At 41.2% G+C, this 24,762-nt stretch carries 25 protein-coding genes; 15 read left to right on the forward strand and 10 right to left on the reverse strand.

Going from position 1 to position 24,762, the window contains the following annotated elements:
- The first annotated feature begins 9 nt into the window (after positions 1-9).
- Entirely contained in the window at positions 10-477 is a 468-nt protein-coding gene (locus LU635_RS06740) for a thioredoxin family protein (RefSeq protein ID WP_240097477.1), read from the forward strand.
- Positions 478-562: 85 nt separating this feature from the next.
- Here LU635_RS06740 and LU635_RS06745 read toward each other — a convergent pair whose 3' ends face one another.
- Positions 563-1,300 (reverse strand): TerB family tellurite resistance protein, encoded by a 738-nt coding sequence (locus tag LU635_RS06745; protein WP_240097480.1) that lies wholly within the window; start codon positions 1,298-1,300, stop codon positions 563-565.
- A 192-nt stretch (positions 1,301-1,492) separates the two neighbouring features.
- Between LU635_RS06745 and LU635_RS06750 the strand changes: the two genes are divergently transcribed.
- From LU635_RS06750 to LU635_RS06760, 3 genes are all read left to right on the forward strand, one after another.
- A complete protein-coding gene (locus tag LU635_RS06750) occupies positions 1,493-1,903 on the forward strand; it encodes a BrxA/BrxB family bacilliredoxin (RefSeq protein WP_240097482.1) in 411 nt (136 codons plus the stop codon).
- Between the two features lie 96 nt (positions 1,904-1,999).
- Complete coding sequence (locus tag LU635_RS06755; RefSeq protein ID WP_240097484.1) at positions 2,000-2,731, forward strand: lysophospholipid acyltransferase family protein; 732 nt, start codon at positions 2,000-2,002, stop codon at positions 2,729-2,731.
- Positions 2,732-2,740: 9 nt separating this feature from the next.
- Positions 2,741-3,394 carry an HD domain-containing protein gene (locus LU635_RS06760; protein WP_240097486.1) on the forward strand — a complete coding sequence of 218 codons (654 nt, stop codon included), beginning with the start codon at positions 2,741-2,743 and terminating at the stop codon, positions 3,392-3,394.
- Here LU635_RS06760 and LU635_RS06765 read toward each other — a convergent pair.
- The 9 genes from LU635_RS06765 to LU635_RS06805 all read right to left on the reverse strand — a co-directional run bounded on the left by LU635_RS06765 (position 3,391) and on the right by LU635_RS06805 (position 14,663).
- Positions 3,391-4,464: a PA0069 family radical SAM protein gene (locus LU635_RS06765; RefSeq protein WP_240097488.1), complete on the reverse strand. Its 1,074-nt coding sequence runs from the start codon at positions 4,462-4,464 to the stop codon at positions 3,391-3,393. The two genes, LU635_RS06760 and LU635_RS06765, sit on opposite strands and share 4 nt — an antisense overlap.
- Positions 4,465-4,584: 120 nt before the next feature.
- On the reverse strand, positions 4,585-5,367 hold the full coding sequence (locus LU635_RS06770; protein ID WP_240097490.1) for an enoyl-CoA hydratase/isomerase family protein: 783 nt from the start codon (positions 5,365-5,367) through the stop codon (positions 4,585-4,587).
- 5 nt (positions 5,368-5,372) lie between these two features.
- Positions 5,373-6,827, reverse strand: a complete 1,455-nt coding sequence (locus LU635_RS06775) for a sensor histidine kinase (protein WP_240097492.1) — start codon at positions 6,825-6,827, stop codon at positions 5,373-5,375.
- A gap of 41 nt (positions 6,828-6,868) precedes the next feature.
- Positions 6,869-7,417 (reverse strand): CopD family protein, encoded by a 549-nt coding sequence (locus LU635_RS06780; RefSeq protein ID WP_240097494.1) that lies wholly within the window; start codon positions 7,415-7,417, stop codon positions 6,869-6,871.
- On the reverse strand, positions 7,417-10,527 hold the full coding sequence (locus LU635_RS06785; protein WP_240097496.1) for a VPS10 domain-containing protein: 3,111 nt from the start codon (positions 10,525-10,527) through the stop codon (positions 7,417-7,419). Before LU635_RS06785 ends, LU635_RS06780 begins: the two co-directional genes overlap by 1 nt.
- Before the next feature lie 60 nt (positions 10,528-10,587).
- Complete coding sequence (locus LU635_RS06790; protein WP_240097498.1) at positions 10,588-11,928, reverse strand: MATE family efflux transporter; 1,341 nt, start codon at positions 11,926-11,928, stop codon at positions 10,588-10,590.
- The gene (gene hemH / locus LU635_RS06795) at positions 11,928-12,962 is read right to left on the reverse strand and encodes a ferrochelatase (protein WP_240097500.1); all 1,035 of its coding nucleotides are present in this window, start codon (positions 12,960-12,962) and stop codon (positions 11,928-11,930) included. The genes LU635_RS06790 and hemH overlap by 1 nt, the downstream gene beginning before the upstream one ends.
- Positions 12,963-13,054: 92 nt before the next feature.
- Entirely contained in the window at positions 13,055-13,762 is a 708-nt protein-coding gene (locus LU635_RS06800; protein ID WP_240097502.1) for a ThuA domain-containing protein, read from the reverse strand.
- A gap of 10 nt (positions 13,763-13,772) precedes the next feature.
- The gene (locus LU635_RS06805) at positions 13,773-14,663 is read right to left on the reverse strand and encodes an AraC family transcriptional regulator (protein WP_240097504.1); all 891 of its coding nucleotides are present in this window, start codon (positions 14,661-14,663) and stop codon (positions 13,773-13,775) included.
- Positions 14,664-14,864: 201 nt separating this feature from the next.
- Between LU635_RS06805 and hemA the strand changes: the two genes are divergently transcribed.
- The 11 genes from hemA to LU635_RS06860 all read left to right on the forward strand — a co-directional run bounded on the left by hemA (position 14,865) and on the right by LU635_RS06860 (position 24,730).
- A complete protein-coding gene (hemA, locus tag LU635_RS06810; protein WP_240097506.1) occupies positions 14,865-16,121 on the forward strand; it encodes a glutamyl-tRNA reductase in 1,257 nt (418 codons plus the stop codon).
- Positions 16,118-17,035 (forward strand): hydroxymethylbilane synthase, encoded by a 918-nt coding sequence (gene hemC / locus LU635_RS06815; protein ID WP_240097508.1) that lies wholly within the window; start codon positions 16,118-16,120, stop codon positions 17,033-17,035. The genes hemA and hemC overlap by 4 nt, the downstream gene beginning before the upstream one ends.
- A 3-nt stretch (positions 17,036-17,038) precedes the next feature.
- Positions 17,039-17,686 (forward strand): uroporphyrinogen-III synthase, encoded by a 648-nt coding sequence (locus LU635_RS06820; RefSeq protein ID WP_240097510.1) that lies wholly within the window; start codon positions 17,039-17,041, stop codon positions 17,684-17,686.
- Between the two features lie 36 nt (positions 17,687-17,722).
- Positions 17,723-18,745, forward strand: coding sequence for a uroporphyrinogen decarboxylase (hemE, locus tag LU635_RS06825; protein ID WP_240097512.1), 1,023 nt, complete (start codon positions 17,723-17,725; stop codon positions 18,743-18,745).
- A gap of 26 nt (positions 18,746-18,771) precedes the next feature.
- Positions 18,772-19,224, forward strand: coding sequence for a DUF6973 domain-containing protein (locus tag LU635_RS06830; RefSeq protein ID WP_240097514.1), 453 nt, complete (start codon positions 18,772-18,774; stop codon positions 19,222-19,224).
- An 11-nt stretch (positions 19,225-19,235) separates the two neighbouring features.
- The gene (gene hemF / locus LU635_RS06835; protein WP_240097516.1) at positions 19,236-20,138 is read left to right on the forward strand and encodes an oxygen-dependent coproporphyrinogen oxidase; all 903 of its coding nucleotides are present in this window, start codon (positions 19,236-19,238) and stop codon (positions 20,136-20,138) included.
- A 31-nt stretch (positions 20,139-20,169) separates the two neighbouring features.
- Positions 20,170-21,159, forward strand: coding sequence for a porphobilinogen synthase (gene hemB / locus LU635_RS06840; protein WP_240097518.1), 990 nt, complete (start codon positions 20,170-20,172; stop codon positions 21,157-21,159).
- A 130-nt stretch (positions 21,160-21,289) separates the two neighbouring features.
- Entirely contained in the window at positions 21,290-22,405 is a 1,116-nt protein-coding gene (locus LU635_RS06845; RefSeq protein WP_240097520.1) for a CNNM domain-containing protein, read from the forward strand.
- Positions 22,386-22,859 (forward strand): methylated-DNA--[protein]-cysteine S-methyltransferase, encoded by a 474-nt coding sequence (locus LU635_RS06850; protein ID WP_240097522.1) that lies wholly within the window; start codon positions 22,386-22,388, stop codon positions 22,857-22,859. The genes LU635_RS06845 and LU635_RS06850 overlap by 20 nt, the downstream gene beginning before the upstream one ends.
- A gap of 19 nt (positions 22,860-22,878) precedes the next feature.
- Positions 22,879-24,027 (forward strand): serine hydrolase domain-containing protein, encoded by a 1,149-nt coding sequence (locus LU635_RS06855; RefSeq protein WP_240097524.1) that lies wholly within the window; start codon positions 22,879-22,881, stop codon positions 24,025-24,027.
- The gene (locus LU635_RS06860; RefSeq protein WP_240097526.1) at positions 24,017-24,730 is read left to right on the forward strand and encodes a 3'-5' exonuclease; all 714 of its coding nucleotides are present in this window, start codon (positions 24,017-24,019) and stop codon (positions 24,728-24,730) included. The genes LU635_RS06855 and LU635_RS06860 overlap by 11 nt, the downstream gene beginning before the upstream one ends.
- Positions 24,731-24,762: the final 32 nt, after the last annotated feature.

Raw genomic sequence — 24,762 nt, forward strand, 5'->3', positions numbered from 1 at the left:
AGCCTGGCTATGAAACGCATAATTTTCATATCACTACTCTTTTGCCTACATACATCGGTAGCTCAAAAATCTGAGATCGAATGGATAGGTTTCGAGCAACTGGACGATTCTCTTCAAATCGAAAACAAACCCGTGCTGGTATATTTTTATACCGACTGGTGCGTCTACTGCAAGAAAATGGACAGAAACGCCTTTAAGAATCCGGATATAATCTCAAGCATCAACGAGAAGTATTATGCGGTAAAAATGAATGCAGAAAGTATGGATTCCATAGAGTTTGAGGGTCAGACCTTCATCAATGAACAGGCGAAGACAAAAAGGAATGGAGTACATCAAATTCCACTGATCCTTGCAAGCCGGGAAGATAAGAAGGTCTCATTTCCAACCCTGCTAGTGCTGGACAGAAATTTCAGGATTCGCAAAAGAAGTTTTGAGTATATGACTTCAGAAAGAATGAAGGAATTGATTAAAGGCTAGTTAATACAGTTTGATCACTTGATTTACAGCTTTTTAAATAACTAGTTTTAGTTGGAAAGGCCTCCTGTGAAAACGGGAGGCTTTTTTAAATACCTCTTTCCTTTTTGATCTGGTCGTAGGCTTCCTGCACTTTTCTGAATTTCTCTTCGGCTCCCTTTCTATAGGCCTCATCCATATGACCCAGTTTATCGGGATGGTATTTCTTGGCCATCTTTCTGAAGGCTTTTTTTACCTCATCATCGCTGACACTTTTGTCTATCTCGAGAATGGTATAGGCCGAATCGGTCTTTTTAAAGAACATCGCCTTAATACTTTCGAAATCGCGATGGCCTATTTGCAGATAGCCGGCAATATCTTTTATTACTTCAGCTTCCGCATCGCTTACCCTGCCATCGGCCTGGGCAATTCCGAATAAAAAATGTATGATTTGAAGCCTGGTGGCATATCTTGTCCGGGCAGCAAGGTAACGTGCTATATTGGAGGCCGAGACCTGACGGTCCTTCACCACCTCATTAAAAGTTCTAAAAGTCGCATTTGCCCTTTCCTTACCATAGGCCTGTACAAAATAAGAGCGTACATAATCCAGTTCAGTCTGAGAAACATTTCCATCTGCCTTGATCACAATAGAACAAAGCGAAAGCAGATTAAGCTCAAAATCTCCCGGAGAGACCTTCTTTTGTTTCTGCTCACCAAAAAGTGAATTGAACATCCCTCCTGAAGAACGTATATAGTTATCCAGTAAAGATCCTATAATAAATCCAAGAATAGCTCCGGGAAACCGGAAGTAGATATATCCCAGAATTGCGGCCAGCCATTTAATCATCGGCAATTTTCTTTAGCCGCTAAGATAACATTTTCAATATTTAAATGGCAATCTGCCCGCTCATATCCCTTTTTTTAAAGCGATAAATCAAACCTATTTACACATAGTAATTAGAAATTTGATATATGCCCACCTAAACATAATTTGGTATCTTTGTCGTTCATAAACGTTTAATACCAAAAACAAAGATATATGTATCCAGCAGAATTGGTAAAACCAATGAGAGAAGACCTTACGAACATTGGTTTTGAAGAATTACATACTGTAGAAGATGTAGAAAAGGCAATGGCGGCTAAGGGAACTACCCTTGTAGTGGTGAATTCAGTTTGTGGTTGTGCGGCGGCGAATGCGCGTCCGGGAGCCAGACTATCTCTACAGAACAGTAAAAAACCTGATAATTTATTCACCGTATTTGCAGGAGTAGATAAAGAGGCTACAGATAAAGCAAGGGGTTATATGGTACCTTTCCCTCCATCTTCTCCTTCTATGGCCTTATTCAAAGACGGAGAACTTGTTCATATGCTTGAGCGTCATCACATTGAAGGACGTCCGGCAGACATGATCGCTGAAAACCTTATAGGAGCCTATAATGAATTTTGCTAATCTCAATTTAGATAGCTAAAGAAAAACCACGCTGGCAGCGTGGTTTTTTTATGCCTAAAATTTGAAATAGCTAAATTTGTAGTTTTAAAAGCCAAAATGAAGAGATTTTTATCCTACCCCTTATCGGTCGTTTTTTATATTTTCTTTTTCCTTACTCTCCTGATCTTTCATCCAATTCAGTGGCTAAGCCTTAAGCTTGGTGGCTATGATGCCCATAAAAAAAGCGTGGATATTTTTAATTTTTTCCTTTTAAGGTGTTTGAATATTCTGGGTACGACATTTACGGTAGAGAACGAATACGATCTGCCGGAAGATAAGACCTGCATCTTCGTGGCCAATCATCAGGGAATGTATGACATCCCCCCTATTGTCTGGTATTTCAGAAAGAACCATCCCAAATTTGTGAGTAAGAAAGAATTGGGAAAAGGAATTCCAAGCATCTCTTTTAATTTAAGGCACGGGGGCTCTGTACTTATAGACCGGAATAACCGCAGGGAATCACTTCTTAAAATGAGTCAATTTGGAGATTATCTTGCCAGTACCAACCGATCGGCAGTTATATTTCCGGAAGGGACGAGAAGTCGCACTGGTAAACCAAAAGTCTTCAGGACCAACGGAATGATGATGCTCTTTAAAAAAGTTCCTGAAGCAGTTGTGGTTCCCATAACTATTAACAACTCGTGGAAGCTTTTTAAACATGGTAATTTCCCCATAGACCTTGGCGTACACGTGCACCTTAAAACCCATAAGCCAATCCCGGTAAATTCAAATGATCCTGCAAGTCTTGCTGCGGAAGTTGAGAGAACCATTACGGCTGATATACGCTAAATAATTTTTATGTCAAAAACCTCTGTGATAGAAAACACCATTCAATTCGTAAAAGACAGCCTGAAAAATGCCGAAGGAGGTCATGACTGGTTCCATATTCAAAGAGTATTGAACAATTCCAGACTAATCGCCAGGGGCGAAACCTGCGATATGTTGGTAGTTGAACTCGGTGTACTGCTTCATGATATCGCAGACTCTAAATTTCACAATGGAGATGAAAGCGTAGGTCCTGAAAGAGCTGAAAGATTCCTGAAATCTCAGGAAGTATCTCAAGAGGTTATAGATCATGTTATCCAAATAATCAGGAATATTTCTTTTAAAGGAGGTAATACAGACCAAAAATTCTCTTCTATAGAACTGGATATAGTTCAGGATGCCGACAGGCTGGATGCTATTGGAGCTATTGGCATAGCCCGTACCTTTAATTATGGAGGTTATAAAGGCAGAGCCCTTTACGATCCGGAAATTGAACCTAAACTGAACATGACTAAAGAGGAATATAAGGCTTCAAACGCCCCTACAATCAATCACTTCTATGAGAAGTTACTATTATTAAAAGACAGGATGAATACCGAAACAGGAAGAAGGATCGCAGCAGACCGCCATGCCTTTATGGTAGAATACCTAAATCAGTTTTACGCCGAATGGAATGGGGAAGCCTAAAAAAGCTTCATCTGGCCATCCTTATATTCTTCGTGCAATTTACAATTAAGCTTAGGCCTTTCCCTGTCTTTAAGATATAAATTGCGGGCTATTTTGAACTGCTGGGCCACCTGCGAAGCGAATTCTCCCTCACCTTTCATCCTGGTGCCAAAACGACTATCGTTTAAACTGCCTCCATGAAGGTTTTTTATCTGATGAAGAACCTTATCTGCCCTGTCTGGCATTGCTTTTCTTATCCAGTCTGAGAATATCTGACCTATTGCACCATTTAATCGAACAATGGTATAACCTACTCCTAATGCCCCTCTTTCCGAAATCTCCTTAACCAAAGGCATAATTTCATGAGAATTTATTGAAGGAATTATAGGGGCCATCATTACACTTACTGGAATACTGACTGAAGAAAGTTTTTCAATGGTCTCCAAACGCCTTTTGATACTTGCTGTTCTGGGTTCCAGTATCCTTCTGGTTTCTTCCTGAAGTGAGGTAACTGAAATATTCACATGCACCAGATTTTCAGCTGCCAGTTCCCTGAGAACATCAATATCTCTTTGTACCAGTGCGTTCTTGGTGATCATCCCAACAGGGTGCCTGTATTTCAGAAATGTTTGAAGTAGTTTTCTGGTTATCTGAAATTTTTTCTCTATCGGCTGGTAACAATCGGTATTACCTGAAAGCACTATGGGAGTTGCTTTCCAGCTTTTGCTTTTAAGTTTTTCCTCCAGTAACTCCACTGCATTCCTTTTCACAAGTATCTTCTGTTCAAAATCAAGACCGGCACTATAACCCCAGTATTCATGCGAATTTCTCGCATAACAGTAGATACAGCCATGTTCACAACCCTGGTATGGATTAAGGGAATACTCAAGTCCAACATCGGGACTCGTCACTTTATTCACGATGGTTTTGGGAAAAGTATCTATTATGGTGGTCCGTGACTCGGTGGCTTCATCTCCTTCCACCGCGCAATAGTTGAGAAAATCATCCCTCATTTCATGACTGTGCTGATCGAACCTGTTTGGTACATTCAACTGAGCTCCACGACCTTTAATATATTCTTCAGAAAACATGAAGTAAAAATATGGATTTTTTCCTATTTAAAGGATTTTTTCCTAGTAGTATTATAAAAAAGATGGCTAAAAAAAATTTAAAGTGTAACCCTATTTATTTTTTAGCCAGCCTTCTTTAAATTATTTACCTGGAAAATCAGCTTTTCTCTTATTTAGAAATGCTGAAGTTCCTTCCTTAAAATCTTCAGTACCAAAAGAACGACCAAATTCCTGAATTTCGGTTTCAAAGCCATTCACTCCCGCTTCAAAATTAGCATTGATAGATTTAATAGCAGCACTTATAGCCACCATGGAGTTCTTCATGATCTTATTCGCCAGTTCTTCTGCAAATTCCAGTAACTCTTCCTGTTCGGTTACATGATTCACCAAATTATATTGCAGGGCCTGGTTCGCGTCTATCATCCCCGCAGTCATGATCATTTCCATAGCCCTACCTTTACCTACAAGTTGTGGTAATCTTTGAGTCCCACCATATCCCGGGATCACACCCAGGGAAACTTCGGGAAGGCCCATTTTCGCGTTATCACTTGCTATTCTGAAGTGAGCCGCCATAGCAAGCTCAAGTCCGCCACCAAGTGCAAAACCATTTACTGCAGCAATTACTGGTTTAGGGAAGTTCGCTACATAATTAAACAATTTTTCCTGTCCGTCGGCGGCCAGTCGTTTACCTTCCTTTGGAGAAAAATCGGCAAATTCACTAATATCGGCTCCAGCCACAAAAGCTTTTTCCCCACTTCCGGTAAGGATGATCACTTTTATCTCCTCATTAGATCGGGCCTCCTTAAATGCATTGTGCAGTTCCTGAATGGTCTCCCTGTTAAGCGCATTCAGCTTCTTAGGCCTGTCTATCGTGATCGTTAAAATATTATCTTCAATCTCTTCTAGAATATTCTTATAACTCATACAGTTTATTTTGGAAATCTAACATTAAAGATAGTGCCTTTATTTTGTTTTGAAACAAAACTGATGCTACCATCGTAGGTCTCTACTATATTTTTAACCATGGCCAGCCCTAATCCCATTCCGCTGGATTTGGTGGTGAATTTAGGTTCAAAGACCTTGTCTTTATTCTCATCTGAAATACCGGAACCATTATCGGAAACAGAGACGCAAACAGTATTTTCTTCTTCCTCAACCATCACAAGAATATGAGGGTTCTCCACACCTTTAAGGGCCTGGATCGCATTTTTTACCAGGTTTGTCACTACCCTAATCAACTGTGTCCTGTCAAATTTTGCCAGGATCTCTTCTTTCTCACATTTGAATTCTATGTATTTCTCGTTGAAGATATCCAGAGCCAGTTTTACAATCTTAGGCACGTTGAGCGTTTCATTCTGCTGGGCTGGCATTTTTGCAAAATTGGAAAATGCTGAAGCGATGGAGCTCATCGTGTCTATTTGGTTGATCAGGGTATTACTGTATTCATTTACCTTTTGCTCTATCTCAGGATCGTTTTTATCGAAATTTCTCTGAAAGCTCTGTACGCTCAGCCGCATAGGCGTCAATGGATTTTTGATCTCATGCGCTACCTGTTTGGCCATTTCCCGCCAGGCCTGCTCCCTCTCACCTGTTGCCAGTTTCACAGCGCTTTCTTCCAGCTCATCAATCATGCTGTTATATGCCGAAACCAGTGCATAAATCTCCTCGGTCGCGTTTGAAAGTTCGATCTTTTTGTTCCTCTTATCAAGCCGGGTCTGATTGATCTTTTCTGAAATGATCTTGAGTGACTTGGTAATGTATTTTGAAAGGAAGAAAGAAAGTATAATGGCTATGACCAGCATGAAAAGGTAAACCTCAGCCATTCGCATCAGGAAGTTATTCAGATCCCTGTTAAGCAGACTGTCATCCTGAAGGTAGGGCAAATATAAAATTGCCAGGGGTTTGAACTTATTATCGGTGATATAGGTATACGCCGACTGGTACTTCTGGCCATTGACCTCGGTCTTCTTCAGATACCTCTTGTCTCTTGATGCATCAAGTTTTTTTAATATCCCTTTATCCAGTTTTGTTTTCGTGGTATCGCGAAAGAAAGATTCATCAGATTTTATGATAAGGTTTCCTTCAAGATCATAGATATGGATCTGCATTTCATGAACCTCAGCCATTTCATTGATCTTATTACGGCCGCTAAAGATCGGTTCAAGGTTTTCGGTTTCCACCACATAGGTGGTCTGGGTAAGAACGTATTTTATATTTTCAAGAATGGCCTTTTGCTTCCTCTCAAGCCTCTCTTTATGATAATTTTCAGCTTCCAGCTTATATTGATAGACCGTCACTCCAAATATGAGTATCGATGCCCCTAGCACCAATAATATCATGGAGATAAAAATACGGGTTCTTAAAGATAATTTAAGCAGTTTCATATAAGCTTACTTGCCCCAATTGTTACAATTATCGCACCACTTCAGGCCCTGGGGTTCTTTGCTCTGATTCTTTTATAAAGTCTTATCCCCAACATTAGAATTGCAGACAGCAAAAATATCCCGATCACTCCATATATCCAGTTGATCGCATCCCTTACCACTACCAGGAAGATCACCGCAAAAAGGATAAGAGTGGAACCTTCGTTCCATATCCTCATCTGATTGGAGGTCCATTTCACGACATCTTTCTGTAATTCCTTGAAAATAAAATGACATTTGGTATGATAAGCATACAAAAGCACTACAAAAGCCAGTTTTACATGCATCCATGGCTGCTTAAGCCATTCCGGGATCATGAATAAGAGGATGAAGGCAAAAATGCTTGCCAGTATGGCCGAGGGCCAGGTGATGATGAACCAAAGGCGTTTGGTCATCAGCTTTAACTGATCCCCGATAATGGTCTTTTCAGGCTCCTTCTTTTGAAAAGCTTCGATCTGATACACAAACAGTCGAGGGATGTAAAAGAGCCCTGCAAACCAAGTGATCACGAAGATCAGGTGCAGGGCTTTTATATAATTATAGTATTCCATTATTCCTCTTCAGCTTCAACGAAAAGATAGTTCAGGTCTAACTCATTGAACTGTTGATTGAATTCTTTTACCTCATCGGAAAGCAACTGATCAAATTTATCCAGTTCTGTGTTTATTTTTGCGGTGAGTTCATTCTTTACCTGAATATCCTGTTCAGTAGGTGGAAAATCATCCATTCCAACAAGACTGTTCAAATGTGCCAGTTTGTTAGTAAGCTTAATCGGAAAATTAAGAGGGTCCTGACGACTTCTGTTCTTGGTTTGATAAAGTGCATTTTCAATCTCCGAAAGCTCCTCACTTAAGGCTTTGGCTTTCTCGATAAGTGGTTCCACTTTCTCATTGCCCTTATACTGCTTTTGAAAATCCTTTAACTGTGCTTCGATATTACGCATTTTTTTAATCGACTTATGAGCCTTATCAACCGTCTCATTCACATCGCTGATGAATTCATACTGTCTTTGCATCCCGGCAATATCGACCTCAGCATTCTTATCCGGCAGGATTTTGAAATTTTCGGTGAGCACCTTATCACCAACTTCAAGCACTACCTTATACTCACCGGGAACGGCCTGGGGAGCATCAGTACTTGCCCACCACAGTATCATTCCGTCAAGTTTTTCAGCACCTTCACCGCGCATATTCCAGGTATGCATATTGGAGCCTTTGGTTACCTCCAGTTTGTTCTTCTTTTCGTTTTCTGTACTAAAGCTCTGAATAGTATCATTGGCGGCATTCAGATAGCTGATCTTAACCTTTTTATCTTCAGGATCCTGAAGATAAAAATAAGTGATCACTCCTGAAGGATGATTGGTTCCAGCAGTCAGGGATTCGCTTGAACGCCCATCCATTCTGTAAGAATCCTTTGGCCTGAAGAGGATATTTGAAGAATTATCATCTACTTCCGAGAGCTGATGTACCAGGGTAAGATCATCAATTATCCAAAGACTTCTACCCTGGGTAGCAACTATAAGATTGTTCTCCTTGATCGCAAGATCTGTAATAGGAACTATGGGCAAGTTCAATTGAAAAGGCTTCCAGTTCGCACCATCGTTAAAAGAAATATACATCCCGGTCTCGGTACCAGCATAAAGAAGTCCTTCCTTTTTAGGATCTTCTCTAAGCACACGAGTAAAATGTTCTTCCGGAATGCCATTGGTGATCTTTTTCCATGACTTCCCATAATCTTCGGTCTTATATAAATAAGGTGCAAAATCTCCCAGTTTATAACGGGTACCGACGACGTATGCCGTAGCTTCATCAAAGGCAGAAGGTTCAATACTATTGATCATCATCCACTCAGGCATTCCCTTGGGAGTTACATTTTCCCAGCTTTCACCTCCATTCCTGGAAACGTGGATGAGACCATCATCACTTCCAGTCCAGAGAACTCCAGGGGTAACAGGAGATTCAGCGGCCGCGAAAATCGTGCTGTAATATTCCACGGAAGTGTTATCCTGGGTGATCGGCCCACCCGATGACTTTTGTTTTGACTTATCATTTCTTGTAAGATCCGGGCTTATTTCTTCCCAGCTTTCCCCTTCATTCGTAGTAACATGCAAATGGTTTGAAGCTGTGTAAAGCTTATCAGGATCATGGGGTGAGAAGAAAATAGGGAAGTTCCACTGGAACCTGTATTTTAAATCTTCTGCTCCATGCCCCATCGGGTTATCCGGCCATACACTAACACTTCTCACGGTACCGGTTTCATGATTGTACCTGGTTAAGAAGCCATCGTAACTTCCGCCATAAACTATATCAGGATTTTCAGGATCCACTGCAATATGAGCACTTTCACCTCCTGCAGTAGGTTCCCAGTCCCCCTCATCTATGCTACCTCCTTCGGTACGATGTTTTATTCTGACAGTTGAATTATCCTGCTGTGCCGCATAGATCCTATATGGGAAATCATTATCGGTAGTCACCCTGTAGAACTGCGCCGTTGGCTGGTTATGGTATGTAGTCCAGGTCTCGCCTCCGTCATAAGTAACCTGAGCTCCACCATCGTCCCCCATAACCATGCGCTGAGGATTCTCGGGAGCGATCCACAGATCATGGTGATCTCCGTGGGGTGCATTATGATCACTAAAGGTCTTTCCGCCATCGGTACTTTTATGATAATCAACATTGAGAACATATACTATATCCTCATCTTTTGAATCGGCATAGATCCTTGTATAGTACCAAGCTCTCTGGCGCAACTTCCTGTCATCATTTACATAATCCCAGGTTTCTCCTCCATCATCACTTCTGTAAACACCTCCTTTTTCCTTGTTCTCAACAATGGCCCAGACTCTTTCACTATTCACCGGAGAAACCGTAACACCTATAATTCCCAAAGTGTCGGTTGGAAAACCCTTGTTTTTTGAGATCTCTTTCCAGGTCTCCCCGCTATCGGTACTTTTCCATAATGCCGAACCTTCTCCTCCACTGCTTAAACTATATGGAGTACGTTGTACATTCCAAGTAGAAGCATACAATATTCTCGGGTTATTTGGATCCATAACCAGGTCTACTGCACCAGACTGAGAATTGGAAAACAAAACTTTTTTCCAGTTCTTTCCTCCGTCTATTGATTTATAAACTCCGCGTTCTTCGGTAGGCTTATAAATATTTCCAAGTACAGCAGCATATACCGTATTAAAATCATCGGGATGAGTCACAAGCCTGGGAACGTGCCGGCTTTTTTCAAGTCCGGCCTGTTGCCATGTTTTACCGGCGTCTACGGTTTTCCAAACCCCATATCCGGAAGAAACATTCCCTCTAACCGTTTTTTCACCACCTCCAACATACATTACATTATGATCACTGTTGGCTACCTCTATCGCTCCTATGGACCCTCCGAAATATCCATCTGAAATGTTCTCCCAGGTTCTTCCTCCATTCTTGGTTTGCCATACCCCTCCTCCCGCTGCTCCAAAATAGAAGAGATTAGGTTTTCCGGGAACACCTGTAACAGCGGCACTCCTTCCTCCACGGAAAGGTCCTATAAGTCGGTATTCAAGGGCTTCATAAAGTTTTTTGTCATATTCCTGGGCATGAATTTCGTTGTGAAATAAGCCTGAAGCTAAAATGCATACGCAAATAGCAAATTGAAGTAGATATCTATTCATTATAAGTGATTTGTTTGAGAGGTTTTAAAGATAAGGATTTAAGTCAATTTTCAGAAAACCTTATTTCAGGGTCTTAACGATCTCCCTGTTCAGGAAGTAAGCCGTTATAATTGTGGAAATTATATCGGCCAGCGGGAATGATATCCATACCCCCCACTCTCCATAATAAAGCGGCAGAATAAGGATCATAGGGATAAATATGAAACCCTGTCTGGACAAAGTGAGTAAAAATGCCGGCACCGCCTTGCCTATTGCCTGGAAATAGGCCGCCCCTATAAGCTGAATTGCCACAATGGGTATCGCGGCGAAAACCCATCTCATTGCTGAAGGTGTCTTTTCTATAATTCCGGCTTCACTTGTAAAAACCTTCACTATCGTTGGCGCGAAAAACATGATCCCGGCGAAGATCACCAGTCCCATTAAACAGGCATAGAATATGGCGGTATTGATACTTTTTCTCACCCGTGGATATTTCTGTGCTCCGTAATTATATCCCGCGATCGGCAAAAACCCCTGGGTGATTCCAAGTACCGGAAATAGAGCAAACATGAGCATCCGTGCAATAATTGCATACACGGTGACCGAATCTTCTCCCCCCAGATCAAACAGGATATTGTTCATTAAAAGATAAGTGATACTAACCACGGCCTGCCTTGCCAGGGTTACCAGGCCGAGGGCTGACATTTCCTTCAGAATAGGGATATCGAGACGAAAATGAGAAAAACTGATCTTCAATTCAGAATTCTTAGAAAGAAAAAACCAGATAATATATCCCAGACATAAGATATAGGAAGTAGAAGTGGCGATCGCAGCGCCTTCCATGCCCATATTCAACCTGTTTATGAGAATATAATCCAGTACAAGGTTTCCAACCGAAGGCACGATCATGGCGATCATGGCGAAACGAGGTTTGCCTTCAGCCCTTATTACACTATTCCCCATCATGGCCAGTGCAAGGAAGGGAACTCCGCATAAGACGATTATATAATAAATTTTGGCGGGATCAAAGATGTCTCCCTTTCCTCCAAAGGCAGGTATAAGATCGTTAACAAATATAAGCCCCGGAATTACAAGGCCACTGGAAAGAAGGATCGTTAAAGTGATCTGGTTTCCGAAAGTCTTTAATGCTTTTTGAGTATTATCGGCTCCCAGGGCACGAGAGATAATTGAAGATCCGCCAATTCCTATTGCCATCCCGAGGGCAGCGATAAAGAAAGAAACAGGTAAAACCACGTTTATGGCAGCTATGGCTATAGCTCCAATCCAGTTTCCGACGAAAATCGTATCTACAAGAACATTGAGGGACATCACCAGTATCCCGATAGATGCCGGTACTGCTTGCTGAACCAGTAGTTTCCCTATTGGTTTTTCTCCCAGTTCTGCAGACCTAAGGCCGGGCATCAGGCTTCAACAGGCTTTTGATGAGCCCATTCATCTATCCATCTGGAAAGAACCTTAACCCATTCGTCCCGGTCATTTAAACAGGGTACAACTTTAAATTCCTTTCCTCCCACCTCATGAAAAATCTCCTCTCCTTCCATAGCGATCTCTTCGAGGGTTTCCAGGCAGTCTGAAACAAAAGCCGGAGTAACTATAGCCAGCTTCTTCATTCCCTGATTTCCGAATCTCTCTATGGTACGGTCTGTATAAGGTTTCAGCCATGGATCGAAACCCAGTCGGGACTGAAATGAAACGCTATAAGTATTGGGTTTCAAACCAAGATATTCAGCGGTTAATTTTGTGGTCTCAAAACACTGATGACGGTAACAGAACTGATGTGCAGTAGAAGGAGACTGGCAACAGGAACCATCTATCTTACAATGGGAATTGGTCACATCACTTTTGCGAATATGCCTTTCAGGAACGCCATGATAAGAAAAAAGAAGATGCTCATAGTCAACATCCTTCAGACTTTCAGCTATGCTATTTCCAAGGGTCCTTATATAATCCGGATGGTTATAAAATGCTGGGACCGTTGTAAAGCTCATTCCCGGGAAATGCTTTTGGCGAAGTTCTTCGGCGAGTACAAGAATGGTTTCGGTAGTGGCCATTGCAAATTGAGGATAGAGAGGAAAAAGCAACACCTCATCTACTCCTTTATCATGTAGTTCCTGCAAACCTTGAAGGATACCTGGCTTACCATAGCGCATCGCCAGGGAAATCGGCACGGCGGTATGCTCATCGATCTTGGATTGAAGTCTTTCTGAAAGTACTATAAGTGGCGAACCTTCTTTCCACCAGATCTTTTCATAAGCCTCAGCTGATTTCTTTGGCCTGGTATTAAGAATGATCCCTTTCACCAGCAGTGTTCGGGCCCAATAAGGAACATCTATCACCCGTTCGTCCATTAGAAATTCACCAAGATATCTCTTTACATCTTTGGGGTCGGTACTATCTGGAGAACCCAGATTAACCAGCAGCACACCTTTACTCATAAATTGTTCTTTTTCGGTCCAAAATTAATATTCTGATCAAATCTGCCCACAAGTTTCTTATCGGAGTTTTCTATGGTTTGATAAAATCCCGTCTAATCAAAGAGGGTGAATCTTATGCAGCGTCTTAAATGCTCGAGAAATTCAGGATCAGAATAGGATTCAATAGTATGACCTCCACCTGTGTAGATAGATTTACCACCTCCCGTATAATTCTGAAACCAGGCAATGGGATGATGATCTCCATTCTCACCACCTTCATAGGTATTCTCATCAAGGGTCATTAGCACTTTAAGGTCGGGCCTGATATCATAATAATTGTACCACTCATCTGTACGGGTCCATTTTTCCGGTAAATGGTTCACCGTTATATGATCTGGCATTATCACATTGACCATCGCAGTCTGAATCTCTGGATGTCCTTTAAAATAAGCACCTACAAGTTTGCCATACCAGGCCCAGTCAAATTCTGTATCGGCCGCAGCGTGTATTCCGAAGAAATTTCCCCCGTTGTCCATATAATTCTGAAAAGCCACCTCTTCATCGGTATTGAGAATATCCCCGCTAGTGTTTAAAAAAATGACCAGGTCTATATCACTAAGGTCATTTTCAGTAAAGAACCTGCTATCCCTGCTTACCACGGTAGTAAAGTCGTTCTCGTTCCCAAGCTCCTGGATGGCCTGTATTCCTGTCTCAATAGACTTATGCCTGTATCCTTCGGTCTCATGGAAAATAAGTACTTTTTTTTGGGCATAAATAGTATTACTTATAATTAAAAAGGCAATTGCTATAATAAATCTCATAGAATAGATATTAGTTGACTGATAGGGTATATTTTTTGGGAGTCGTACCAAATTTTTTCTTGAAACCTGCAATGAAATGGCTGGCCGTACTGTAACCCACTTTCAGGCCTACTTCATTTACATTGTATTCCCCGGATTCCAGTAATTTCCTTGCATATTCCATCTTATAATCAAATAGAAAACTATAGACAGAATCGCCATATATCTGCTTAAAGCCTTCCTTCAGTTTTTTAAGGCTCAGTCCTATTTCATCTGAAAGTTCCTGTAATGATGGGGGTTCGGCCATTCTGGAGATCACAATATCCTTGGCTCGTCTAATCTTTTTGATATTTTCTTCATCACTAAGAAAAGGACACTGTTCAAGATCGGGGTTTTCAGCTTTATTAAAGTAAAGACTTAAAAGTTCATAGGCTTTGGCTCTAAAATAGAGATTTTTAATACTGGGCGTTAGATTGAAGTTCATTATCTGGTTCATTACCACTGCCATAGACGGGGAGACAGGAGCATCCTTGTAATACTTCTTATCCCTGTTATCCTCACTGAGGAAGGTGATATAATCAGCCTCCTGAGAAAAAAGAGCATGAAATTTTTTAATGGATATCACCAGCGATATAAGCCATGATTCGCCTTTCAAAGAAACATTCAGGGGCAGGTCCCGTTGGGGGTTATAAAGGAGCAGCGAATTCTCTTCCTCTAATGGTAATTCATATGAGCCATTATTAAAAAGGAACTTGCTAAAACCTTTCACATTAAAGTGAAACTGAATGAAACTATTATCTATTTCCCTGGTCATTAGCTTGGTTTCTGTAGTGTCATTCTGAAATCTCAAAATGAAAAAACCATCCTCTATTTTTATTTCCTCAGAGATACTTACAGCGTTATTTTTTAAGTGCTCATCCATGGGACAAGGTTTGATTTTATTTAGAATGAATCTAAACTAATAATATGAAACATGGTGTATTTACTACAAAAATAGGGTATTTTGGGATCTTTACTCTTTTTTTCATGATATTTATCATATATCGACATATTTAGTGCTTCCAGCGTTACTTTTTAACTTTTCGTTATATTACATTTGCTGCCGTATCATCTAAATCGGTACATGGAAGATTATCATATTTCTAGAGGAAAGCATTTTTATACGATTGGTTTAAGTTATAAAAAGGCCGATGCTGAAATTCGGGGTCATTTTAGTCTGGATGAAGAATCCAAGCTTCGACTCCTTAAGCAGGCAAAAGATGAAGGCATCGACGGCATTCTTGTAACATCAACCTGTAATCGTACAGAGATATACGGATTCGCACAACACCCGTTTCAGCTTATAAAGTTACTTTGTGAGCATACTCATGGGACCGTTGAGGAATTCGAAAAGGTGGCCTATGTCTATAAGAACAAGCAGGCAATTTCTCATATTTTTAAGGTTGGAACCGGTCTGGATAGCCAGATACTGGGAGATTTTGAGATTATCAGTCAGTTAAAGATAGCCTTTGTCAGATCCAAAAAGCTTGGCCTTGTAAATGCATTTTTCGAAAGGCTTGTTAACGCTGTTATACAAGCCAGCAAAAGAATCAAGAATGAAACAGAGATCTCAAGCGGAGCCACTTCGGTATCCTTCGCTTCCGTTCAATACATTCTGAATAATATCGAAAATGTTTCAGAAAAGAACATTCTGCTTTTCGGAACGGGGAAAATAGGACGTAATACCTGTGAAAATCTCGTAAAACATACCAGAAACAATCACATCACCCTGATAAACCGCACCAAGGATAAGGCCGAAAAGATCGCTGGAAAATTCAATCTTATAGTAAAAGATTATGCAGATCTTCAGGCAGAGATCCGGAACAGTGATATTCTTATTGTTGCTACCGGTGCCCAGAATCCTACAATTTCAAAGGAACTTATATACCCAAAGAAAGAACTACTTGTCCTGGACCTTTCCATTCCAAAGAATGTTTCAGACGATGTTCAGGAATTGGATAACGTAAAACTTATACATCTGGATCATCTTTCCCAGATGACAGATGAGACCCTTGAAAGACGAAAACAGTTTATTCCACAGGCAAAAGCTATTATCGACGAGGTTGAAAATGATTTCAACCAGTGGCTGGAGACCAGAAAATTCGCTCCAACCATCAAGGCCTTAAAGAAAAAGCTGAAAATGATGAAAGATGCCGAACTGGATTTTCAGCGTAAGAAAATTTCAGATTTCAATGATGAACAGGCCGAGATCGTTAGCAACCGGATCATTCAGAAGATCATGAAACATTTTGCAAATCATCTTAAAGAAGATTCTGAAACTACCGATGAGAGCCTGGAACTTATTCAGAAGGTATTTCATCTAGAAGAGCTTAGAAAATGAGCAACACCATCAGAATTGGCACCCGCGACAGCGAATTAGCTCTTTGGCAGGCCAAAACTGTTCAACATGCACTGGAAATTACCGGACATAAGACCGAGCTAGTTCCGGTAAAATCTACAGGCGATCTTAATCTTGATCAACCGCTATACGAAATGGGCATTACGGGGATTTTCACCAAAACCCTGGATGTCGCTATGATCAAAGGTGAAGTTGATATTGCAGTTCACTCCATGAAGGATGTTCCAACAGCACTCCCAAAAGGGATTGTGGAAGGCGCCGTTATGAAACGTGCCAGCACAAAGGACATTCTAATTCATAAAGGTGTTGATTTCCTGGATTCTCAAAGTGGAACAATTGCCACCGGAAGCCTGCGCCGAAAAGCGCAATGGCTGCATAAATATCCGGAACACGAGGTGGTTGACCTTCGCGGAAATGTAAATACCCGCATGAAAAAACTGAAGGAAAGCGACTGGAATGGGGCAATCTTTGCCGCCGCCGGACTGGAAAGAATAGAAATAAAGCCGGAAAATTTCATCGATCTTAACTGGATGATCCCCGCCCCTGCACAGGGAGCCATGCTTGTTGTAGCCATGGAAAATGATGACTATTGCCGCAAAGCGCTTTCAGCGCTAAACCATGAAGCATCACAGATCTGCGTTCATATAGAAAGGGATTTCCTTAAAGTTCTTGAGGGTGGGTGTACCGCTCCAATAGGAGCTCTTGCCAGAATTATTAAGGATCATGTTCATTTTAAAGGAGTTCTTTTCAGCATTGATGGGCAACAAAAGATAGAAGTTGAAGAATCTTTACCCCTAGAAAACTCAAAAAATATGGGTAGGCAGTGCGCCCTTGAAATTCTCGAGAATGGCGGAAAAGAACTGATGAAAAAGATCAAATCGGTTCTAAATAATTGATCGATGCCTACAGTGCTTTCCACAAAAAAACTAGCTCCAAACCAAAAGGAACTGCTTCTCAATGCCGGGATAGGCCTGGTAGAATATAATGCGATCCAGATCCAATTCACACATTTGGAATTACCTTCAAAAAAGGTCGAAAATGCGATATTCACCAGCAGGAATGCAGTGAAAGCTATTCTGGAAAAAGACCTTAAAATCGAAAATAACTTTTGTGTTGGAGATAAAACTGCTGCTCTTTTAGAGAAAAACGGATATCATATTACTGAAAAGGCTCAAAATTCGGAGAAACTGGCTCAGAAACTGGTTGAATTTTATCAGACCAGGCAATTTCATTTTTTCTGTGGTAATAAAAGAAGGGACGAATTACCCACCATATTGAAAGAACACAATGTGGATTTTTCAGAAATAAAAGTCTATAAAACTAGTTTAAATTTGAGGAAATTCGAGTCTGATTTTGACGGGATCCTGTTTTTTAGTCCGAGTGCGGTAAAGAGTTTCACAAACAAGAATAAGATTAAAAGTCCTGTATTCTGTATAGGGCCTACCACGGCTGAAGAAGCAGCAAAACATACCAAAAAAATTATCGTAGCTTCCCATCCCGGGATCGAAAATGTGATTGCCAGGCTTGTGGCATTTTTCAAAAATTAATACAATCATCAGCACAGCTGAATAAAATATATGCAAATGATAAAAAACGATCTGTTACTTAAAGCATTGAAAGGAGAGAGCGTGGAACGTCCACCAGTATGGATGATGAGACAGGCAGGAAGATATTTGCCAGATTTCATGAAGTTGAAGGAAAAATACGATTTCTTCACCCGCTGCCGAACTCCGGAACTTGCCACGGAGATCACGGTGATGCCCATAAGGCAGATTGGTACAGATGCTGCCATCCTTTTCAGCGATATCCTGGTAGTACCACAGGCAATGCAGGTTGAAATAGAAATGAAACCCGGTGTTGGACCATGGGTTCCTAACCCGATAAACACTCCTGAAAAGGTAGATAGCGTTATAGTACCGGATGTAAAGGAAGAACTGGATTATGTTTTTGAAGCTATTAAACTTACAAAGCAGGAGCTGAATGATGAAGTTCCACTGATTGGTTTTGCAGGTTCTCCATGGACCATACTATGCTACCTGGTACAGGGACAGGGTTCAAAAAATTTTGATAAGGCCAAGAGGTTCTGTTTTATGGAGCCCATTGCAGCCCACAGATTGCTTCAGAAAATAACCGATACCACAATCGCTTATCTAAAGGAAAAGGTGAAGGCAGGTGTTGATGCCGTACAGCTTTTCGATTCATGGGGTGGACTTCTGGAACCAAAAGATTACCAGGAATTCTCATGGCAATATATGCAGCAGATCATCAATGCTCTTAAAGACGAGATTCCTGTGATCGCTTATGGGAAAGGCTGCTGGTTTGCCCTTAAAGAGATGTCTCAGAGTGGAGCATCTGCATTGGGAGTAGACTGGACATGCGATGCCAGGAATGCAAGGTACCTAAGTGGCGGGCAGATCACGCTTCAGGGTAATTTTGATCCTGCCAGATTATATTCAAAACCTGTGGAAATAAAACATATGGTGCATGATATGATCAACGCCTTTGGAAAAGACAGGTACATAGCAAATCTTGGTCACGGCATCCTTCCGGATATTCCTGTAGATAACGCAAGAGCATTTGTAGATGCTGTTAAAGAATACAGGTAATGCTTATCAGGTCGAAACTTTCAAGCATGGGTTTTCGGCAAATCTGGGTGCTGATAAAGGTGTTTATCACAAAACCTTTTTTGGTTATTCCAACTTATAAAGCAACTAAGCAAACCATAATAATTTGCAATAAAAAATTCGGAAAGGAACATCATAAAAATACCAGGGCCAATGCCTTCAGACATGCGCTCTGGAATTTCCTTTTATGCAGAAAATGTTTTGAAGTTTTAAAATCTGTGAACAGTGCAGCGAACTGGAGCGAGAAAGTAACCAATCTGCATGAATTGCTTTCCCCGAATGCTGATATTGCCAGAATAATGGACCTTCATAATAATTTTATTGGCCGTAATTTGTTTATAAAGGAGCCGGAACTCGATATAATTGAAAAACTGGAATATATGATGGGCAAAGCAGTAAAAGCCCGTTCTGTTGAAGATATCAAAGAAGCCGGTAATAGTTTAGTGTATATAGAAGACTGAAATTTGAAACAATGAAAGAAAGATTTTACAGATATATTGAAAGCCTTCAGGATAAAATCACCTCGAAACTTGAGGAAATAGACGGAAAGGCAAAATTTCAGGAAGACATCTGGAGACGTGAAGAAGGCGGTGGCGGCCGAACAAGGGTGATCGAAGATGGGGCGGTATTTGAAAAGGGCGGTGTAAATATCTCAGCGGTTCACGGTCCGCTGGCACCTGCAATGCAAAAATATTTCAATGTGGGCGATGTAGACTTTTTCGCCTGCGGGCTGAGTCTCGTGATCCATCCAAGGAATCCAATGGTCCCTACAGTCCATGCCAACTGGAGATATTTTGAAATGTATGATAAAACCGGTAAGGTAATAGATCAGTGGTTTGGTGGGGGTCAGGATCTCACCCCTTACTATCTATTTGAGGAAGATACCAGGCATTTTCACAAAGTGTGTAAGAAAGCCTGCGACCCTCATGGCTTTTCATTGTATTCAGACTACAAGAAAAAGTGTGATGAGTATTTCTGGAATGCACACAGAGATGAGGCCAGGGGCATTGGAGGCTTGTTCTTTGACTACCTGAAAGAAGACAGCCACATGAAAATCGAGAATTGGTTTGATTTTGTGACCGAAGTTGGTGATTCCTTCCTTGAAGCCTACGTCCCAATAGTTGAAAAAAGGAAAGATCTGGATTATACTAAAGAGAACCGCAACTGGCAGGAAATAAGGAGAGGCCGGTATGTGGAATTCAACCTTGTTCACGATAAAGGCACCCTTTTCGGATTGAAGACCAACGGAAGGATTGAAAGCATACTCATGAGTCTGCCACCGCATGTTCAGTGGAGATATGATCATCATCCCGAGCCGGGAAGCGATGAGGAAAAACTTTTAAAAGTGCTTGAAAAACCTGTAGATTGGATTTAAATTGACAATTGATAACTGATAATTGAAAAATATGTATCCATTACGTCGTAATCGAAGACTGAGAACCAACGAATCTATACGGTCACTGGTCAGGGAAACAGTAATCTCTCCTAACGATTTTATAGTTCCGCTATTTATCGTAGAAGGAAAGAATGTAAAGGAAGAGATTGCCTCTATGCCTGGTTATTACAGATATAGCCTTGATCTTATCGAAAAGGAAGTAAGGGAATTATGGAATTTAGGTCTTAAGTCGGTATTGCTGTTCGTGAAAGTTCCGGAAAATCTGAAAGACAATGCAGGAAAAGAAGCCATAAATCCTGAAGGATTAATGCAGAGGGCTATCAAAACTGTAAAGAATGCTGTTCCTGAGATGCTGGTAATGACCGATGTGGCTCTTGATCCTTATTCTCAATACGGTCATGACGGAATAATCGATGGTGGAAAGGTATTGAACGATGACACCACGGCCGTTCTTTCGGAAATGGCACTTTCACATGCCAAAGCTGGTGCCGATTTCGTAGCTCCAAGTGATATGATGGACGGCCGCATTTTCGAGATAAGAAGCCTGCTGGAAGATGAAGGTTTTCATGATACAGGTATCTTAAGTTATAGTGCAAAATATGCTTCGGCATTTTATGGACCTTTTCGGGACGCGCTCGATTCGGCTCCCGTAGATGCAGAGAATATTCCCAAAAATAAAAAGACCTACCAGATGGATCCCGCCAATCGCGAGGAAGCTATCCGGGAAACCTTAATGGATATCGAGGAAGGAGCTGATATAGTGATGGTAAAACCCGGGCTTTGTTACCTTGACATTGTGCGCGACATCAAAAATGCCGTGAATGTTCCGGTGGCCGTCTACCAGGTAAGCGGAGAATATGCCATGATAAAAGCGGCTGCAGAAAAAGGCTGGCTCGATCATGATGCCGTGATGCTTGAACAACTCACTGCTATAAAACGTGCCGGTGCCGATATAATCGCCAGTTATTTCGCCAAAGAAGCAGTAAAACTGATTTCCTGATAATAAATTGACATTTCTATCACAGCCTTTTCGAATGAAAAGGCTGTCTTAGTTTAGGCTTTTATAATTTCTTTTGAAAAATTTGTTTTCAGAATCTCTAAATTAGCCAGTCAAACAGTTAATTAAGCGTATGGGCTTATTATTCATTTTTGCTGCACTTTCGATCTTCTTTTCATTTATGTGTTCTATCCTGGAGGCGGCTTTACTTAGCATTACTCCATCCTACATAAAGATAAAGAGAAAAGAAGGAAAGCAGTATGCCAAGATTCTTGCTCACCTAAAGCAGGATATCGATAAGCCATTAATTGCAATACTCACTATAAACACCGTGGCTCATACGGTGGGGGCGATCCTTGTGGGGGTCCAGGCCGAAAAGACCTTTGGAGATGGAGGAAATGCGGTGGGAATCGTTTCAGCGATAATGACCATGGCTATCCTGGTACTTTCTGAGATCATTCCAAAGACTATAGGCGCGACCTACTGGCAAAGACTGGGTAATTTCACGGCCAGGTCTCTTACAATAATGATCTTTCCGCTAAAGTATACCGGCATTCTCTGGCTGATGATGTTAACCACGAAACTAATAGGTAAATCGGCACACGTTAGCAGCATGAGCAGGGAAGAATTCGCCGCAATAACTGATGCAGCCGAAGAGGAAGGAGTTTTCGAAGAAAGCGAAACCACTGTGATCAAAAATTTACTTGTGTTCAAATCAGTAGAAGCCAAGGATGTAATGACGCCATTTTCGGTCGCTATTACTGAAGATGAACGAATGTCGATGGAAGATTTTCATAATAGCCATAGAAACCTGAAATTCTCCCGTATCCCCATTTACCGGGACAAATCCAATCATATTACCGGATTTATCTTGAAAGATGACGTACTGGAGCAAATGATTGATGAAAAGGGAAGGCAACCTTTAAGCAGTATCAAAAGAGAGATCCTGGTCACTAAAGACAACACCCCTATCCCGGAACTTTTTGAGATATTTGTTCAAAAGAGGGCACATATCTCCATGATAGTTGATGAATATGGGAACGTGACCGGAATCGTTACTATGGAAGATATCATCGAAACTCTTCTGGGTCTTGAAATAATGGACGAGAGCGACAGTGTGGAAGATATGCAGATGCTTGCCCGGAAGAATTGGGAACGCAGGGCAAAACGCCTTGGATTGATCCAGAGAAAACAGGATCAGGAAACCGAAGACCAGGAAGAAGAAACCAATGAAAACAGCCAGAATTAAAACTCCCCTGGGAATTGCTGAATTGGGTGGCGATTCAGACGGACTTTCCTATTTAAAAATTCTTAATTCGGATGAACCAGTTTCTAAAGAAATACCTTCAGAATTAAAATCTGCGGCAGATCAGCTCGCTTCTTATTTTATAGGCGAGTTGAAGGATTTTGATCTAAAGCTCAATCCAAAAGGCACCGATTTTCAAAAAATGGTATGGAATAAATTACTCCAGATCCCCTATGGAAAAACTACCTCCTATCTGGAGTTATCCAGAGCCCTTGGGGATGAAAAAGCCATTAGAGCAGTTGCTTCAGCAAATGGGAAAAATCCTTTATGGATCATTATTCCGTGTCATCGGGTGATTGGCAGCGACGGATCTCTTACCGGTTACGCCGGAGGCCTGCATCGCAAAAAATGGCTTCTGGATTTGGAAAATCCTCCAGCCCAGCGAAGCCTATTCTAAAATTCCTTAAATTCATCCTATGAAGAAACTGGTTCGCTATCTGCTAATATTCCTAGGATTTTTACTTTTCGCTTCCCTTATTCTATATGTACTTGGTTATGGTTATATTTTCAAGGCAGTTAGCACCACTTATCTTACAGGCCATAAAACGGCATTCATAGACGACTATCCTTATTTTGAGAATCATGTGATCAAGAATTCCGATAGCATCCAGGAATGGCCATTACACAGGGCGTATAATGAAGTTGAGGCAACTTCAACCCTGGATAGCCTTAACCGGGAACTGGAGACAGCAGCTTTCCTTATCATTAAGAATGACAGTATCTGGTTTGAAAAATATTATGATGGCTACGGAAAGAAATCTAAAACAAATTCTTTCTCCATGGCGAAGAGTATTGTTACTGCGTTAATGTTCAAAGCAATTCAGGATGGCTATATCGAAAATATCAATCAGCCAGTGGCAGATTTTTATCCTCAGTTCGATAAAAGTCTTAGTGTTGGAGACCTTTCCTCCATGTCTACCGGGCTCAACTGGGATGAGAACTATTATAATCCTTTTGGCTCAACGGCACGAGCCTATTTTGGCAAAAATATCAGGGAACAAATCCTGGCGTTAGAGGTGGTTGAAGAACCAGGTCAGGAATTTGAATATCTGAGCGGAAATACAGAATTACTGGGAATGGTGATTGAAAAAGCAACCGGAACCAGCCTCAGCAATTATTTAAGCCAAAGCTTCTGGAAGCCCTTAGGTATGAATGATGATGCGCTCTGGCAGTTAGACAGTGAGGAAAGTGAAATGGAAAAGGCTTATTGCTGTATTTCAAGCAATGCCCGTAATTTTGGGAAATTTGGTAAACTGTTCAAAAATTATGGTGCATGGAAAGGCCAACAACTCCTGGATTCATCTTTTATCGCTCTGGCTTCCAAGCCTAGATTTGAAGAATCTCCTTATTATGGATTCGGTTTCTGGCTAAGTGACTATAAAGGCAAAGAAATCTTCTATATGAGAGGAGTTTTAGGCCAGTACGTTATAATAATTCCCGAAGACAATCTGGTGATCGTAAGGCTTGGACGAAAACTTATTCGTAAGGGTGAAGAGGAAAAGCATTACAAGGATTTTTATATGTATATTGATGAGGCCTATAACATGTTAGATCATGCTTCATAAATTAAAGCTGGAAAATATCCTGTTTCTTGATATAGAAACGGTTCCCGAATTCCGAAATTATTCCGACCTGAGTGAAGAGAAAAAGCTGCTTTGGGAGGAAAAATCCAAATATCAGCGCAAGGAAGATTTTACAGCCGAAGAATTCTATGAAAGAGCCGGAATATGGAGTGAATTCGGAAAGATCATCTGTATCTCTGTTGGCTTTTTTAGTTTCAGAAATGGAAGCCGGAACTTCAGGCTTACCAGCTTTAAAGGAGAGGAAGAAAAACTGTTAAAGGATTTCACGGCATTACTTGAAGAACATTTCTTTCAGCCCTATCACTTACTTTGCGCTCATAATGGAAAGGAATTCGACTTCCCATACATCGCGCGTCGAATGCTAATCCATAATATGCGCCCGCCTTCAAAGCTGGACCTCTTCGGAAAAAAGCCCTGGGAAGTGCCCCACCTGGACACCCTTGAATTATGGAAATTTGGTGATTTCAAACACTACACTTCGCTCAAACTACTTACCCATGTACTGGGGATACCTTCTCCAAAAGAAGATATAGATGGCTCTATGGTAAGGGAGGTTTATTATGAAAAGGGTGAACTGGACAGGGTTGTGGAATATTGCGAAAGAGACGTGCTCGCAATAGCCCAGGTGATCCTAAAGTTACGACAGGAGCCCCTTCTGGAAGACTCTGAGATCGTTTCAGTATAAAATATTCTTAAAATACTGTTATTCAAAGATTA

The organism is Christiangramia crocea, from assembly GCF_022410465.1.
Classification (GTDB): domain Bacteria; phylum Bacteroidota; class Bacteroidia; order Flavobacteriales; family Flavobacteriaceae; genus Christiangramia; species Christiangramia crocea.

What these genes read in the sequence shown, in the direction of transcription:
- LU635_RS06740 (WP_240097477.1), top strand. Translation starts at nt 10, where the DNA reads ATGAAACGCATAATTTTCATATCACTACTCTTTTGCCTACATACATCG.
- LU635_RS06745 (WP_240097480.1), bottom strand. Translation starts at nt 1,300, where the DNA reads ATGATTAAATGGCTGGCCGCAATTCTGGGATATATCTACTTCCGGTTT.
- LU635_RS06750 (WP_240097482.1), top strand. Translation starts at nt 1,493, where the DNA reads ATGTATCCAGCAGAATTGGTAAAACCAATGAGAGAAGACCTTACGAAC.
- LU635_RS06755 (WP_240097484.1), top strand. Translation starts at nt 2,000, where the DNA reads ATGAAGAGATTTTTATCCTACCCCTTATCGGTCGTTTTTTATATTTTC.
- LU635_RS06760 (WP_240097486.1), top strand. Translation starts at nt 2,741, where the DNA reads ATGTCAAAAACCTCTGTGATAGAAAACACCATTCAATTCGTAAAAGAC.
- LU635_RS06765 (WP_240097488.1), bottom strand. Translation starts at nt 4,464, where the DNA reads ATGTTTTCTGAAGAATATATTAAAGGTCGTGGAGCTCAGTTGAATGTA.
- LU635_RS06770 (WP_240097490.1), bottom strand. Translation starts at nt 5,367, where the DNA reads ATGAGTTATAAGAATATTCTAGAAGAGATTGAAGATAATATTTTAACG.
- LU635_RS06775 (WP_240097492.1), bottom strand. Translation starts at nt 6,827, where the DNA reads ATGAAACTGCTTAAATTATCTTTAAGAACCCGTATTTTTATCTCCATG.
- LU635_RS06780 (WP_240097494.1), bottom strand. Translation starts at nt 7,417, where the DNA reads ATGGAATACTATAATTATATAAAAGCCCTGCACCTGATCTTCGTGATC.
- LU635_RS06785 (WP_240097496.1), bottom strand. Translation starts at nt 10,527, where the DNA reads ATGAATAGATATCTACTTCAATTTGCTATTTGCGTATGCATTTTAGCT.
- LU635_RS06790 (WP_240097498.1), bottom strand. Translation starts at nt 11,928, where the DNA reads ATGCCCGGCCTTAGGTCTGCAGAACTGGGAGAAAAACCAATAGGGAAA.
- hemH (WP_240097500.1), bottom strand. Translation starts at nt 12,962, where the DNA reads ATGAGTAAAGGTGTGCTGCTGGTTAATCTGGGTTCTCCAGATAGTACC.
- LU635_RS06800 (WP_240097502.1), bottom strand. Translation starts at nt 13,762, where the DNA reads ATGAGATTTATTATAGCAATTGCCTTTTTAATTATAAGTAATACTATT.
- LU635_RS06805 (WP_240097504.1), bottom strand. Translation starts at nt 14,663, where the DNA reads ATGGATGAGCACTTAAAAAATAACGCTGTAAGTATCTCTGAGGAAATA.
- hemA (WP_240097506.1), top strand. Translation starts at nt 14,865, where the DNA reads ATGGAAGATTATCATATTTCTAGAGGAAAGCATTTTTATACGATTGGT.
- hemC (WP_240097508.1), top strand. Translation starts at nt 16,118, where the DNA reads ATGAGCAACACCATCAGAATTGGCACCCGCGACAGCGAATTAGCTCTT.
- LU635_RS06820 (WP_240097510.1), top strand. Translation starts at nt 17,039, where the DNA reads ATGCCTACAGTGCTTTCCACAAAAAAACTAGCTCCAAACCAAAAGGAA.
- hemE (WP_240097512.1), top strand. Translation starts at nt 17,723, where the DNA reads ATGATAAAAAACGATCTGTTACTTAAAGCATTGAAAGGAGAGAGCGTG.
- LU635_RS06830 (WP_240097514.1), top strand. Translation starts at nt 18,772, where the DNA reads ATGGGTTTTCGGCAAATCTGGGTGCTGATAAAGGTGTTTATCACAAAA.
- hemF (WP_240097516.1), top strand. Translation starts at nt 19,236, where the DNA reads ATGAAAGAAAGATTTTACAGATATATTGAAAGCCTTCAGGATAAAATC.
- hemB (WP_240097518.1), top strand. Translation starts at nt 20,170, where the DNA reads ATGTATCCATTACGTCGTAATCGAAGACTGAGAACCAACGAATCTATA.
- LU635_RS06845 (WP_240097520.1), top strand. Translation starts at nt 21,290, where the DNA reads ATGGGCTTATTATTCATTTTTGCTGCACTTTCGATCTTCTTTTCATTT.
- LU635_RS06850 (WP_240097522.1), top strand. Translation starts at nt 22,386, where the DNA reads ATGAAAACAGCCAGAATTAAAACTCCCCTGGGAATTGCTGAATTGGGT.
- LU635_RS06855 (WP_240097524.1), top strand. Translation starts at nt 22,879, where the DNA reads ATGAAGAAACTGGTTCGCTATCTGCTAATATTCCTAGGATTTTTACTT.
- LU635_RS06860 (WP_240097526.1), top strand. Translation starts at nt 24,017, where the DNA reads ATGCTTCATAAATTAAAGCTGGAAAATATCCTGTTTCTTGATATAGAA.